Here is a 14,748-nt window from a genome sequence, read left to right as displayed (position 1 = left end):
CCTACTGGCTCAAAAACATTTCACGGGGCGAGTCGGAACAATCCATGAACCGGCACAGGCTGGGGTAGCGCGCCCGCGCCCAAGAGGCCGTGAAGCGCAGCGGCAGGCTGACTTCTCGCGTGCCAGAGGCATCGGTCAAGGGTCGCACGCTGCGTATGGACATCTTAGATAAGGCCTTCATCACCCAGTAATCGACCTTGTCGTCGCCAAAACGCTGGCTCAGAGTGATCTGCGGGGTGCCACTGCCGGCCTTGAAATGGTATGTCAGCTGGCCTGTCTGCAGATGAGGCGCTGCACGCACCGCCGCTGACACTTCGCTGAACCACAGGGCGCGGCTCTGCTGTTGGACCAGCGCTTTCATCCAGAGCTGCTCATACTGCTGGCGCTGCGCGTCAGTCAACGCCTGGCCCTGTTCGCGCAGCTGATCCATGGCGTTCCAGGCATCGTCTCCAGGGTAGCGGGTGGCCCGCAAGTAGCTCGATATCGCCGCTTCCAAGTCCTTGGGGCCGCCCTTGCCCGCTTCCTGCAGCCTACCCAGCGACTCTGCACCGGACTGCCCGGCCAGGGTGTAGTGTTCACGTGCCTTGGTGTAGTCGACCGGTTCACCTGCACCTGTCTCGGCCATCCGTCCCAGCGCGACATCGCCCAAGGGGCTGCCTTTGCTGGCCTGGGCATACAGCCGGCGGGCCTTGCCGAAGTTCTGCCAGACATAGCCCTGACCTCGCTGATACAGCTTGCCCAGTGCCACGAGGCACTGCGGGTGTTCGTCGTTGGCGTAACGGTCGATGAAGCGTTGGTCGTCGTAGCCGAGCGGGTCCTTGCTCAACAACAGGAGGCACCGGGTGCCGGCGAACTCCGCTTCTGCATTGGGAGGGCCGGCCATCCCCTGGCACCCCGAGAGGGCGAGAAGGGTGGCCAGTAGCATCATGGGTCGGTACATGGCGTCCTTGCGTCTGGAGCAACGTTATGCGCGCATGGGCAGAGGTGGCTCGATGCGCTCTAGGATCAGGTCAGAACACACCCGAGGCGTTTAGTTCGGCCCTCGGCGCGGGCCGCTGAGTTGACTGGCCTGCCCTTTGCGGCTGACCGACGCACGGGTCCGGCTGCTTCCAGCCGGACCACGCGATGACAGAGGGAACACCCTGTGGCAGGGGCAGGCGCGACCGACGTCGCTTCTGCCCCCGCTGACTCGCAGGAACTCGACGGCCACCGGAGCGGCCAATCGCCCTCCCACACCGAACACGTCGCCTGCGTGACAAGGGGCACCTGACCGCGGGCCGACGCGCGTTACACCGGCTTCATCACCAATATCCCCAATGGCGGCAAGTTCAGTGACAACGACAGCGGCTGGCCGTGACTTGGCAGGTGCTCGACCGTCACCGCCCCGCCATTGCCGTAATTGGTGCCGGCATAACGCTCGGCATCGCTGTTGAGCATTTCCTGCCACTGCTCGCCAAACGGCACACCGACCCTATACGCCTCACGCGGCACGGGGGTGAAGTTGGCCACCACCAGCACCGGTTCACCGTCCTTGCTCCAGCGCAACCAGGCATACACGCTGTTCTGCGCATCGTCGCCGATCAGCCACTGGAAGCCCGCTGGCTTACAGTCCTGATCATGCAGCGCCGGCACGTCGCGATACAGGCGGTTGAGGTCGCTGACCAGATCCTGCACGCCCTGGTGCTCGGAATACTGCAGCAGGTACCAGTCCAGTTGATGGTCGTGGTTCCACTCGCGCCATTGGCCGAACTCGCAGCCCATGAACAGCAGCTTCTTGCCCGGGTGCAGCCACATGAACGAGAGGTACGCGCGCAGGTTGGCAAACTTCTGCCAGCGGTCGCCAGGCATCTTGTCGATCAGCGAATGCTTGCCGTGCACCACTTCGTCGTGGGAAATCGGCAGCACGAAGCGTTCGGAATAGGCATACACCAGGCCAAAGCTCAGCTCGTTGTGGTGATGGGCGCGGTGCACCGGATCGTTCTGGATGTAATGCAGCGTGTCGTGCATCCAGCCCATGTTCCACTTGTAGGTGAAGCCCAGGCCGCCTTGTTGGGTCGATTGGCTGACACCCGGCCACGACGTGGATTCTTCGGCGATGATCAGCGCACCCGGCGCTTCCAATGCCGCGACATCGTTGAGCTGGCGCAGGAACTCGATGGCTTCGAGGTTCTCGCGGCCACCGTACTGGTTCGGCACCCACTCGCCAGCCTTGCGCGAATAGTCGCGGTACAGCATCGAGGCCACCGCATCGACGCGCAGGCCGTCGATGTGGAAGTGCTTGAGCCAGTGCAGCGCCGAGGCGAGCATGAACCCGCGCACTTCGTTGCGGCCAAGGTTGTAGATCAGCGTGTTCCAGTCTTGATGGAAGCCTTCGTGGGGGTTGGCGTACTCGTACAGCGCGGTGCCGTCGAACTGCGCCAGGCCATGTTCGTCGGTTGGGAAATGCGCAGGCACCCAGTCAAGAATCACGCCAATGCTGGCCTGGTGGCAGGCGTCGATGAACGCGGCAAAATCTTCCGCCGTGCCGTAGCGCGAGGTCGGCGCGAACATCGACAGTGGCTGGTAACCCCACGAGCCGCCGAACGGGTGCTCCATGATCGGCAGCAGCTCGATGTGGGTGAAGCCCAGTTGCTGCACATAGGGCACCAGGCGCTCGGCCAGCTCACGCCAGTTGTAGAAGCGCGCCACCTCGCCGACGTCATCCACTTCGCAGCGCCAGGAACCGGCATGCAGTTCATAGATCGACAGCGGCGCGCTGATGGCATGGCGCTGGTCGCGCTCGCTCATCCACTGGCTGTCACCCCACTCATGGCCCAGCGGCCCGGCGACTTTCGAGGAGGTGCTGGGCGGCAGCTCGGTGGCGCGCGCCAGTGGGTCGGCTTTCAATGGCAGTACGCCATTCTTGCCGAGCACCTCGAACTTGTACGTCTCGCCCGGGCCCAGGCGCGGGATGAACAGCTCCCAGACCCCCGCGCCATGGCGCAGGCGCATGGGGTGGCGGCGGCCATCCCAGTTGTTGAAGTGACCGACTACCGACACACGCCGCGCATTGGGCGCCCACACCGAGAAGCACACGCCATCGACCCCCTCGGCCTGAATCGGCTGTGCGCCGAAGCGCCCGGCCAAATCACGGTGCGTGCCTTCGTTGAACAGGTGCATATCGATGTCGCCGAGCTGGGCGCCGAAGCTGTACGGGTCTTCGGTAACCTGCTCGCCGCCCGCCCAGCCGATCTGCAAGCGATACGGCTGGTCGTGCTCCAGGTAGGCGAAGAACAGGCCCGGCAGGCTGCCCTGCTGCATCTCGGCCAGCACCCGATCATCCTCGCGGCTGAGCACACGGGCATGCAGCGCAGTGGGCAGGAAGGCGCGGACCACTACAGCACCGCCAGCATCCCGATGAGCGCCGAGCACGGCAAAGGGATCGGCGTGTTCGGCACGGGCCAAGGCATTCAGGTCACGCTGCCGCAAACCGCCGTTTTCACGCGTTGTTGCATTCATTCAGGACTCTCCCCAGGTGCTGATCAGTCCATGCAGACCGTGCAATGGCACGGCAAGCCAGGCGGGACGATTTTCGGCTTCATATATGATTTCGTAGGCGGCTTTTTCCAGACAGAACAGCTCCAGCGCCGCGCGCTCGCCGTCGGCCTGCTCCCAAGCGTGGGGCATGCCGGCAGTGGCAAGGCCATAGGCCTCGACGAACGCTTGACGAGACTGGTGCAGGTACTGCCGGGCGACCCGTTGCCGCGCTTGCCGCTCGGGCTCGGAAAGGTCCGTGGCAGAGGCGCTGCGTAATATCATCGCGGCAGCATAGTCGAAAGAACGCAGCACACCGCTGACATCTTTGAACGGGCTGTGCTTGGCCCGACGCTCCTCCAGCGGCCGCGAGGGTTCACCCTCGAAGTCGATCAGGTAGGCATCGCCCTGCACCACCAGTACCTGGCCCAGGTGCAGGTCGCCATGTACGCGGATCAGCAGCCCGCCCTGCGCCGCATCGGCCAGGCGCGCCACGTGCTGGGCCAGGCCCTCGCGCTGCTGTTGCAGGTCATCGACCAGGGCCTGGCTGTCGGCATCCAGCGCGTCGCGGTGCTGGGCCAGCAGGTCCAGCGCGTGCTCGAGTTCGGCGCCAATCTGCTGCGCCCAGCGCTGGCTGTCATCCACGCTGCTGACCTGCGCGGCGAACGCCGGGTCATCGCTCGGCGCGGCCAGGTGCAGGTGCATTTCGCCCAACCGCTGGCCGAACAAGGCCGCAAAATCGGCGAGTTCGCTCTGGGCACTGGCATGGGCCTGCTCGCCCTCCTGCTCGGCTTCCAGCGCGTCGCGGATCGCCCGCTCCAGGGTGTTCTGGGTCCAGGCCCAGGCATCGCCCTGATTGCTCAGGTAGCCCTGGGCGATCATCAGCAGGTGCGGTTGCTGCTGTTCGTCCACGCGGCTGACCCATGCCAGCAGCGGCGAGATATTGGCAAACCCGGCCTGGGTCAGGTACGCGCTCATTTCCAGCTCAGGGTGGATACCGCCATTGACCCGGCGAATCAGCTTGAGCACCAGGCTCTCGCCCACCACCACCGAGCTGTTGGACTGCTCGGCGCTGAGGTAGCGCACCGACGTGTCGTCGGTGATGGTGAAGCTGGACAACAGTTCAGTGCGGTGAAACTGCAGCTCGCCCTCCTCCAACGCCAGGCGGGTGTCGTCCTGGCAGGCGCGCAGCACTTGCCGAATGAACGGTTCCAGCACAAAACCATCGGTGATCAGCCCCACTTCACGGCCGCGGCGCACACGCGACAACGCCAGCTGTTGCGGCAGCGCGGCACTGATGTGTTCTTCGGCCAGCAGGCCGAACGGCAACTGGTAACGGCTGGCGACACCGTTGCTGACCACCTCGATTTCAGTGAGCAGCACGGGGCTTTGCGCGGTGCCGAAACGCACGCCATAGCACAGGCCGATGCTGTCGAGCGGGCCCTCTTTGCCGGCGAACCAGCGGCGCTTGGGCAAGTACTGCGGCAGGATCGTGCTTTCCAGCATGTCGCGGGCCGGCGCCTGCAACAGCTCTTCCATGCGCGCGCGCAGCACCAGAGTGGTCAGCTCGGGCAAGGCTTCGGCCGGCTCTTGGTGCCAGCTGGGCATGCGTTCGCGGCTGGCCAACTGGAACCAGTAGAAGCCGTAAGGCGCCAGGGTCAGCAGGAACGGCAGTTGGCCGATGGGCGGGAAGGCGCTGCCGCCGAGCATCTCCACCGGCACCTTGTCGGCGTAGTGCGACAGGTCCAGCTCGGCCGCCTGCGCGGTGCGCGAGACGTTGGCCACGCAGAGGATGATCTCGTGGTGGCCGGCCTCGTCGGTGAATTCGCGCAGGTAGGCGAGCACGCGGCGGTTGCTGTTGGTCAGCGTTTTCATCGTGCCACGGCCGAAGGCTTTCTGCTGATTGCGCACCGCCAGCAGGCGGCGGTTCCAGTTCAGCAGCGAATGCGGGTCATGGGCCTGGGCTTCGACGTTGACCGTCTGGAAGCCGTACAGCGGGTCCATCACCGGGGGCAGCACCAAGCGCTGCGGGTCGGCCTTGGAAAAACCGCCGTTGCGGTCGGGCGACCACTGCATGGGCGTGCGTACCCCGTCGCGGTCGCCCAGGTAGATATTGTCGCCCATGCCCAGTTCGTCACCGTAGTACAGCGTCGGCGTGCCGGGCATCGACAGCAGCAGGCTGGTGAGCAGTTCGATGCGCCGCCGATCGCGTTGCAGCAACGGCGCCAGACGCCGGCGGATGCCGAGGTTGATGCGCGCGCGGCGGTCTTCGGCGTAGTGGTTCCAGAGGTAGTCGCGCTCGCGGTCGGTGACCATCTCCAGCGTCAGCTCATCGTGGTTGCGCAGGAAGATCGCCCACTGGCACTTGGCCGGAATCTCCGGGGTCTGGCGCAGGATGTCGGTGATCGGGAAGCGGTCTTCCATGGCCAGGGCCATGTACATGCGCGGCATCAGCGGGAAGTGGAAGGCCATGTGGCATTCGTCGCCCTCGCCTTCGCCGAAATACGGCCGGGTGTCTTCCGGCCATTGGTTGGCTTCGGCCAGGAGCATGCGGTCGGGGTAGTTGGCGTCGATCTCGGCGCGGATCGCCTTGAGCACCGCGTGGGTCTCGGGCAGGTTTTCGTTGTTGGTGCCGTCGCGCTCGATCAGGTACGGAATAGCATCCAGGCGCAGGCCATCGACGCCCAGATCGAGCCAGAAGCGCATCACCGAAAGCACGGCTTTCATGACCTGCGGATTGTCGAAATTGAGGTCGGGCTGGTGGGAATAGAAGCGGTGCCAGAAGTACTGGCCGGCGACCGGGTCCCAGGTCCAGTTGGATTTTTCCGTGTCGAGGAAGATGATCCGTGTGCCGTCGTATTTCTGGTCGGTGTCCGACCACACGTAGAAATTCCGTGCCTTGCTGCCGGCCTTGGCGTGGCGGGCGCGCTGGAACCAAGGATGCTGGTCGGAGGTGTGGTTGATGACCAGCTCGGTGATCACCCGCAGCCCGCGCTTGTGCGCTTCGCTGATGAAGCGCTTGGCGTCGGCCAGGGTGCCGTAGTCGGGGTGTACGGCATTGTATTCGGCGATGTCATAGCCGTCGTCGCGCCGTGGCGAGGGGTAGAACGGCAGCAGCCAGAGCGTGTTGACGCCCAGTTCCTGAATGTAGTCGAGCTTGCTGATCAGGCCGGCGAAATCACCGATGCCATCATCGTTGGCGTCGAAGAACGACTTGATGTGGAGCTGATAGATGACCGCGTCCTTGTACCACAGCGGGTCATCGATGAAGGCTGCCGGGCGAGAACGCTTGGCCATGTGCAACTCCTTTCAAGTACGTGGTTGGGCCTTGGCGGCTACCGCTGTTCGCTCAGGCAGACCGCGATGGCCATTTGCGTAATGCGCTCGCCATGCGCTGCGCCGGTGGCTCAGGCTGCATCACGCTGGGATGTTGCCTTGCAACGGTGTCGATTCGTTCACTTGCAGACCCCCTGTACAAGCCAATTGCGAGACCTTGCAGGCGCTGCCGGTCCGGCGTCGCGGTCAGCCGCGCAGGGCGGCGACGCTGTTGCGAATTCAGGCAACGCTTCCCAGCCGATGACGCGCGGTTGCAGCCAGTGGGGGCTGCTTCGCGCAGCCCATCGCGACTGCAGTCGCTCCCACCTCGGGCAGGCTGCCCTTGCGTACCGTGCAGTGGACAGGGCGGGCTTGGCAGCGAAAAACGGCAACCCTGCCTCCCCACAGCCCGATGCGGTCACTCACGCGCCCTGCGTTACTCCCCAGCACTGATCCGCCAGATCCCGAACGGCTGATAATTGGGATCGATGCGCATCCACTGATTCTTGCCATGCCAGGTCCAGCGATGCCCGTTCATCAGGTCTTCACCCTGAGTTTCAGCGTTGTCATCCAAGCCCAGTTCCCACAAGGGCAGCTCGAAATTGGCCTCCTGCACGTTGTGCGGATCCAGGCTGATGGCCACCAGAATGTAGTTGTCGCGTTCGGTGGTGCGCTTGGCGAAATACAGGATGTTGTCGTTCCAGCAGTGCAGGAACGTCACGCCCAGGTGGGTCTGCAGCGCCCGGTTCTGCCGGCGAATGCGGTTGAGCTGGGCGATCTCGGCGATGATGTTGCCGGGCGCGGTGAAATCGCGCGGGCGAATCTCGTATTTCTCCGAGTCGAGGTATTCCTCCTTGCCCGGCAAGCCCGCGCCTTCGCACAGCTCAAAGCCTGAATACATGCCCCACAGCCCCGAGCCCATGGTCGCCAGTGCCGCGCGGATGAGGAACCCGGCCCGGCCCGACTGCTGCAGGAAGAACGGGTTGATGTCAGGCGTGTTGACGAAGAAATTGGGCCGGTAGCAGTCGCGCCATGGCGGCTGATTGAGCTGCTCGAAGTACTCGCGCAGCTCTTCTTTGGTGTTGCGCCAGGTGAAATAGGTGTAGCTCTGCGCGTAACCGACCTTGCCCAGGCGGGCCATCATCGCCGGCTTGGTGAAGGCTTCGGCGAGGAACAGCACGTCCGGGTACTGGCTGCGCACATTGGCGATCAGCCACTGCCAGAAGGGCAGAGGTTTGGTGTGCGGGTTGTCGACGCGGAAGGTCTTCACGCCCTCCTCGACCCAGCCGATCACCACATCGCGCAGGGCGATCCACAGCGACGGAACGGCGTCTGCGGCATAGAAATCGACGTTGACGATGTCCTGGTATTTCTTGGGCGGGTTCTCGGCGTAACGGATGGTGCCGTCGGGGCGCCAGCTGAACCAGCCGGGGTGTTCCTGCAACCAGGGGTGGTCCTGGGAGCACTGGATGGCGAAGTCCAGGGCGATTTCCAAGCCATGCTCGGCAGCGGCGGCCACCAGGCGACGGAAGTCTTCACGGTCGCCCAGTTGTGGGTGGATGGCATCGTGACCGCCGTCGGCGCTGCCGATGGCATACGGGCTGCCCGGATCATCCTGCCCGGCCTGCAAGGAGTTGTTCGGCCCCTTGCGATGGCTGCGGCCGATGGGATGGATCGGCGGGAAGTACAACACGTCAAAGCCCATGTCACGGATCATCGGCAGGCGCGCGTGCACGTCATTGAAGGTGCCGTGACGGGCCTTGTCGTCGGTGATCGAGCGCGGAAACAGCTCGTACCAGCTGGCGAACAATGCCGCCTCGCGATCGACGTCCAACGGCAGCTCGGCGCTGCGGGTGAGGTAACTGCGATGCTCGGCTTCGGTCATCAGCAGGGTGGTGTCGGGGTGCAAGTACATGGCCACCTGCTCACCACTGGACAACCCGTTCAGCTGCTCACGCACCTGCTGCAGACGCTGTTGCAGCTCGGGCTGACAACGGTCGGCGGCCTGGCCGAGCATCGTCTGGCCTTCCTGCAACTCAAGGCCGATGTCGACACCCGCCTGGTACTTCTTTTCCAGGTCGTAGCAGAAGGTGGCGAACGGATCGATCCAGGCCTCCAGGCAGAAGCTGTGCACACCCGGCGCCTGAGGGGTGAACTCGCCACTCCACAGATCATTGCCCAGGCTGATCAAGCTGGTGCTGTGCCAGTGTTCATCGCCGGCGGCGCGCCAGTGCAGCACCACTGCGAGCTTGTCGTGGCCATCGCTGTACACCTTGGCACTGACCGGCACCGGTTGCCCGGCCACGGCCTTGGCGGCGAACGCACCGCCATCGAGGGTCGGCTGGATGTCTTCGATCACGATCCGCGGCGCCATCAAGGCTTGGGCCAGGCTGATCGCCTGCTGCGGGTGATCGTTCGCCATGGGCACGCTTTCAAAAGGCTCGTTACGTGACATCGGACCTTGCTCCCTGAGACTGAGGCGGTGGAGGTTGAGAGCTGCTGGCACGCGGCAGGGTTCAAAAAACATTGAGCTGTGAAAGCGCCGCCGGGGTCATAACCAGGGCGACCCGATCATTAAACCTTGCGAGGTGACGCGATGACCCTGCCACAGCCTGGAAAAACGCCTGATCCGAATATCGATGATCCCACCTTGCCGCCGCCCGAGCCGGTGCCGGAGGGAGAGCCTGAGGGTGTGCCAGTGCAACCCACCGTGCCGCCGACGGTAGGCGATCCGCCACCCGAAGAGCCGCCGATGAAGGCGGGGCAGGTGTGACGGCGTTGACGTGACAGGCACGACCCTTGGCCTGGTCAGGCGCTGGAGGCTCTGCCAGGCGCTGTCGCTGAGGCTCTGAACGAAACGTGTTCACACAAGACGTCTGCAAGGTGGACACACAGCCCGGGCGTCGCGCCTGGGCAGGTGGGGCATTTCTAGCAAGTTGAACCTGCCGCTGCACCCCAGCGTGAGGCAGGGCGAAGGCGAGCCACTCACGTTTCGGGCGCTCACGTATCACCAGGTGCAGCGGTAGCGCCTCAGGGGCTCAGGGGCTCAGGGGCTCAGGGGCTCAGGGGCTCAGCTATCGCGGACCGCCCGCGCCTCAAACGTTCACACCTCGCGCGACAAACCAAGGCTGCCCTCGCGCGCCAACAGCTCGATACTCACCTCGCGCATCCGAAACTTCTGCACCTTGCCCGTGACCGTCATGGGGAAGTGCTCCACGAAACGAAAATGCCGCGGCACCTTGAAATGCGCGATACGCGCCTTGCACCAGGCGTGCAGGGTGTCCGGGTCGAGCGCATGCCCTGGGTGCAGCCTGATCCACGCCACGATCTCCTCGCCATAGCGGCTGCACGGCACGCCGACCACCTGCGCTTCGGCGATGGCGGGATGGGTATGCAGGAACTCTTCGAGCTCACGCGGGTACACGTTCTCGCCGCCGCGAATGATCATGTCCTTGCTGCGCCCGACGATGCGTACATAGCCCGCCTCGTCCATCACCGCCAGGTCGCCGCTGTGCATCCAGCCATCGTTATCGATCGCCTCGGCGCTGGCCTGAGGGTTGTCCCAGTAGCCGAGCATGACGCTGTAGCCGCGGGTGCACAGCTCGCCGATCTCGCCGCGCGGTACGACCGCACCCTCGGCGTCCAGCAGCTGGGTTTCCAGGTGCGGCTGGGTGCGGCCGACGGTGGTGACGCGGCGCTCCAGCTCATCCTCGGCGCCGGTCTGCAGCGACACCGGGCTGGTCTCGGTCATGCCGTAGGCGATCTGCACCTGGGCCATGTGCAGGTGCTCGATGACCTTGCGCATGACTTCGATCGGGCAGGTGGCGCCGGCCATGATGCCGCTGCGCAGGGTCGAGAGGTCCAGCTGGCAGCGCACGGGGTGGTCGAGCATGGCGATGAACATGGTGGGTACGCCATAGAGGATGCTGGCGCGCTCCTCGGCGACGCAGCGCAAGGTCAGTTCGGCGTCGAAGGCAGCATTGGGGTAAATCATGGTGCTGGCGTGGGTGATGCAGCCCAGGTTACCCATGACCATGCCAAAGCAGTGGTACAGCGGCACGGGAATGACCATGCGGTCGTGGGCGGTCAGGCCCAGGCTCTGGCCGACCATGTAGCCGTTGTTGAGGATGTTGCGGTGGCTGAGGGTGGCGCCTTTCGGGGCGCCGGTGGTGCCGGAGGTGTACTGGATGTTCAGCGCCTGGTCGGGATGCAGCCCGGCCTTGCGCGCCTGATAGACGGCGAGGTCGACCTGCCCTGCCCGCTGCGCAAGGCTCGCCCAGGCAATGAAGCCACACGGCGGCTGCTCGGCCAGGCTGATGATGCCGCGCAGTTCGGGCAGGGCGTCGCTGCGCCAACTGCCGGCCGGCTGGGTCGCGAGCGTGGGGATCAGCGCGCTGAGCATCGCGTGGTAGTCGGATGTCTTGAAGGCGTCGGCGCAGACCAGCCAGCGGCAGCCGGACTGGCGCAGGACGAACTCCAGTTCACTGGCCCGATAGGCTGGGTTGATGGTGACCAGGATCGCGCCGATCTGGGCGCTGGCGATCTGCAGAATGCACCACTGCGCGCCGTTGGGCGCCCAGATGCCGATGCGCTCGCCGGCCTCGACGCCCAGCGCCATCAGCGCGCGGGCGTGTTGGTCGACGGTCTCGGCCAGCTCGCGCCAGGTGTAGCGAAGGCCCTGGTGGCGCACGACCAGGGCTTCGCGGTGCGGGTGGGCGGCGGCCGTGAGGTCGAAGGCCTGGCCGAGGGTCTGATCGAGCAGCGGGCAGTCCTGAAGGCCACGGCTGTAGCTGAGTTGACGCATGGATGTCCCTTCTTGTGATTGTTCTGGAAGGAGGCGCCGGATGGCGCAGGCAGCGTGACAACTCTGGCTCAGGATTCCGTTAACGTAAAGGTCACCCGGCACATTGACAGTCGCGCAGACCACGTTTACGTTAACGTAAAGGTGAGACCTGCCGCGCAGAGCGCCTGCTCGGTTGCGTCCAGGCTGTCCAGCGTCGCTGACCTCTTTCAAGAACAACAAGGTGCCCTGTATGTACTACACCTCACTCAACTTTGCCCTGGGCGAAACCCTCGACATGCTGCGCGACCATGTGCGCGCCTTCGTCGCTGCCGAAATCGCGCCACGCGCCGCGCAAATCGACCAGGACAACCTCTTCCCCGCCGACCTGTGGCGCAAGTTCGGCGACATGGGCCTGCTGGGCGTAACGGTGCCGGAAGCATTCGGCGGCGCCGGCCTGGGCTACCTCGCGCATGTGCTGGTGATGGAAGAAATCAGCCGCGGCTCGGCCTCGGTGGCGCTGTCATATGGGGCGCACTCCAACCTTTGCGTGAACCAGATCAACCGCAACGGCACCGACGCGCAGAAGCGCCAGTACCTGCCCAAGCTGATCAGCGGCGAACACGTCGGCGCTCTGGCCATGAGCGAGCCCAATGCGGGCTCGGACGTGGTGTCGATGAAACTGCGGGCTGACAAGCGCGGCGACCACTACGTGCTCAATGGCAGCAAGACCTGGATCACCAACGGCCCCGACGCCCACACCTATGTGATCTACGCCAAGACCGACCTGGACAAGGGCGCCCACGGCATCACCGCGTTCATTGTCGAACGCGACTGGACCGGTTTCAGCCGCAGCCCCAAGTTCGACAAGCTGGGCATGCGCGGCTCCAACACCTGCGAGCTGTTCTTCGATGACGTCGAAGTGCCCGAGCAGAACATTCTCGGCCAGCTCAACGGCGGGGTGCGAGTGCTGATGAGCGGCCTGGACTACGAGCGCGTGGTGCTGGCCGGTGGCCCGACCGGGATCATGCAGAGCTGCCTGGACCTGATCGTTCCGTACATCCATGACCGCAAGCAGTTCGGCCAGAGCATCGGGGAATTCCAGCTGATCCAGGGCAAGGTGGCGGACCTGTACACCCAACTCAACGCCAGCCGCGCCTACCTGTATGCCGTGGCCCAAGCCTGCGACCGTGGCGAGACCACGCGCAAGGACGCCGCGGGGGTAATCCTCTACACCGCCGAGCGTGCTACGCAGATGGCGCTGGAGGCCATCCAGATTCTGGGCGGCAATGGCTACATCAACGAATTCCCTGCCGGACGCCTGCTGCGCGACGCCAAGCTGTATGAAATCGGCGCCGGCACCAGCGAGATTCGGCGGATGCTGATCGGCCGTGAGCTGTTCAACGAGACGCGCTGAGTCAGCGGTGAGCGGCAAGCGAGCCGCGGTGCATCGCCCACTCATATGCCTGTCACAGCCCCTCCCCCATCCGCTCGCAACTCGCGGTCAACAGCGTGCCGCGCCCAAGAGGCCAACGATGATCTTGAAGTCTCAGCTAAACGTGAATTCACCGGACTTTGCGCGCAATCGCGACGCGATGCTGGCGCAGGTCGAAGCCTTGCGCGCCCTGCTCGCGCACATCAGCCAGGGCGGCGGCGAGCAGGCGCAGGCGCGACACATCGCGCGTGGCAAATTGCTGCCGCGCGAGCGGATCGACCGCTTGCTCGACCCAGGCTCGCCGTTTCTGGAAATCGGCCAACTGGCGGCCCACGAGGTGTACGGCGAGGACGTCCCCGGCGCAGGCCTGGTCGCCGGCATTGGCCGAGTTGAAGGCGTGGAGTGCCTGATCGTGGCCAACGACGCCACGGTCAAGGGCGGCTCGTACTACCCGCTCACCGTAAAAAAACACCTGCGCGCCCAGGCCATCGCCCAGGAAAACCGCCTGCCCTGTATCTACCTGGTGGACTCAGGCGGCGCCAACCTGCCACGCCAGGACGAGGTGTTTCCTGACCGCGAGCACTTCGGGCGAATCTTCTTCAATCAGGCCAACATGAGCGCCCAAGGCATCGCCCAGATCGCCGTGGTCATGGGCTCGTGCACCGCAGGCGGGGCCTATGTGCCAGCGATGGCCGACGAGGCCATCATGGTGCGCCAGCAGGCGACCATCTTCCTTGCCGGCCCACCCCTGGTAAAAGCGGCCACCGGCGAAGTGGTCAGCGCCGAAGACCTGGGCGGTGCCGACGTGCATTGCCGCACCAGCGGCGTGGCCGACCACTACGCCGAGAACGACGAACACGCCCTGGCCCTGGCGCGGCGCTGCGTGGCCAACCTGAACTGGCGCAAGCAGGGCCAGTCGCAGTGCCAGGCGCCACGCCCGCCGCTGCTCGACGCCGAACAGCTGTATGGCGTGGTGCCGGCCGACGCCAAGCAGCCCTTCGATGTGCGTGAAGTGATTGCGCGGCTGGTCGACGGCTCGCAGTTCGATGAATTCAAGGCATTGTTTGGCACCACCCTGGTCTGCGGTTTCGCGCACCTGCACGGCTATCCGATCGCCATCCTGGCAAACAACGGCATCCTCTTCGCAGAGGCCGCGCAGAAGGGCGCGCACTTCATCGAGCTGGCCTGCCAGCGCGGCATTGCGCTGCTGTTCCTGCAGAACATCACCGGCTTCATGGTCGGCAAGAAATACGAAGAAGGCGGCATCGCCAAGCATGGCGCCAAGCTGGTCACCGCGGTGGCCTGCGCACAGGTGCCGAAATTCACCGTGATCATCGGCGGCAGTTTTGGAGCCGGCAACTACGGGATGTGCGGCCGCGCCTACGACCCGCGCTTTCTGTGGATGTGGCCGAACGCGCGGATCGGCGTGATGGGCGCCGAGCAGGCGGCCGGCGTGCTGGTGCAGGTCAAGCGCGAGCAAAGCCTGCGCAGTGGCGAGGCATTCGACGACGAGGCCGAAACGCGCCTGCGCCAGCCGATCCTCGAACAGTATGAGCGCCAGGGGCACCCCTACTACTCCAGCGCACGGCTGTGGGACGACGGCGTCATCGACCCGGCGCAGACCCGCGACGTGTTGGCCCTGGCCCTGAGCGCCGCCCACAATGCGCCGATCGCGCCCAGCCGTTTCGGCATTTTCCGGATGTGA

At 64.8% G+C, this 14,748-nt stretch carries 8 protein-coding genes; 3 read left to right on the top strand and 5 right to left on the bottom strand.

The genetic code is table 11. The features are described from left to right. Position 1: 1 nt before the first annotated feature. From SJI00_RS06670 to SJI00_RS06655, 4 genes are all read right to left on the bottom strand, one after another. Positions 2-940 carry a tetratricopeptide repeat protein gene (locus tag SJI00_RS06670; RefSeq protein WP_322460939.1) on the bottom strand — a complete coding sequence of 313 codons (939 nt, stop codon included), beginning with the start codon at positions 938-940 and terminating at the stop codon, positions 2-4. Positions 941-1,287: 347 nt separating this feature from the next. Beyond that, complete coding sequence (gene glgB / locus SJI00_RS06665; RefSeq protein WP_322460938.1) at positions 1,288-3,498, bottom strand: 1,4-alpha-glucan branching protein GlgB; 2,211 nt, start codon at positions 3,496-3,498, stop codon at positions 1,288-1,290. Further along, positions 3,499-6,810 (bottom strand): maltose alpha-D-glucosyltransferase, encoded by a 3,312-nt coding sequence (treS, locus tag SJI00_RS06660; protein ID WP_322460937.1) that lies wholly within the window; start codon positions 6,808-6,810, stop codon positions 3,499-3,501. 454 nt (positions 6,811-7,264) lie between these two features. Further along, positions 7,265-9,283: an alpha-1,4-glucan--maltose-1-phosphate maltosyltransferase gene (locus tag SJI00_RS06655; protein ID WP_322460936.1), complete on the bottom strand. Its 2,019-nt coding sequence runs from the start codon at positions 9,281-9,283 to the stop codon at positions 7,265-7,267. A 141-nt stretch (positions 9,284-9,424) separates the two neighbouring features. On the opposite strand from SJI00_RS06655, the gene SJI00_RS06650 reads away from it, so the two are divergent. Next, on the top strand, positions 9,425-9,601 hold the full coding sequence (locus SJI00_RS06650) for a hypothetical protein (RefSeq protein ID WP_322460935.1): 177 nt from the start codon (positions 9,425-9,427) through the stop codon (positions 9,599-9,601). A 330-nt stretch (positions 9,602-9,931) separates the two neighbouring features. Here the strand turns inward: SJI00_RS06650 and SJI00_RS06645 are convergent, their stop codons facing one another. Then, positions 9,932-11,632, bottom strand: coding sequence for an AMP-binding protein (locus SJI00_RS06645; protein WP_322460934.1), 1,701 nt, complete (start codon positions 11,630-11,632; stop codon positions 9,932-9,934). 229 nt (positions 11,633-11,861) lie between these two features. Here SJI00_RS06645 and SJI00_RS06640 point away from each other — a divergent pair, with 229 nt between their 5' ends. Next, the gene (locus SJI00_RS06640; protein WP_322460933.1) at positions 11,862-13,025 is read left to right on the top strand and encodes an isovaleryl-CoA dehydrogenase; all 1,164 of its coding nucleotides are present in this window, start codon (positions 11,862-11,864) and stop codon (positions 13,023-13,025) included. A gap of 118 nt (positions 13,026-13,143) precedes the next feature. Continuing rightward, entirely contained in the window at positions 13,144-14,748 is a 1,605-nt protein-coding gene (locus SJI00_RS06635; protein WP_322460932.1) for a carboxyl transferase domain-containing protein, read from the top strand.

Source organism: Pseudomonas gebzensis, assembly GCF_034427815.1.
Classification (GTDB): Bacteria; Pseudomonadota; Gammaproteobacteria; order Pseudomonadales; family Pseudomonadaceae; genus Aquipseudomonas.
This window is presented reverse-complemented; position numbering and strand designations above follow the sequence as displayed.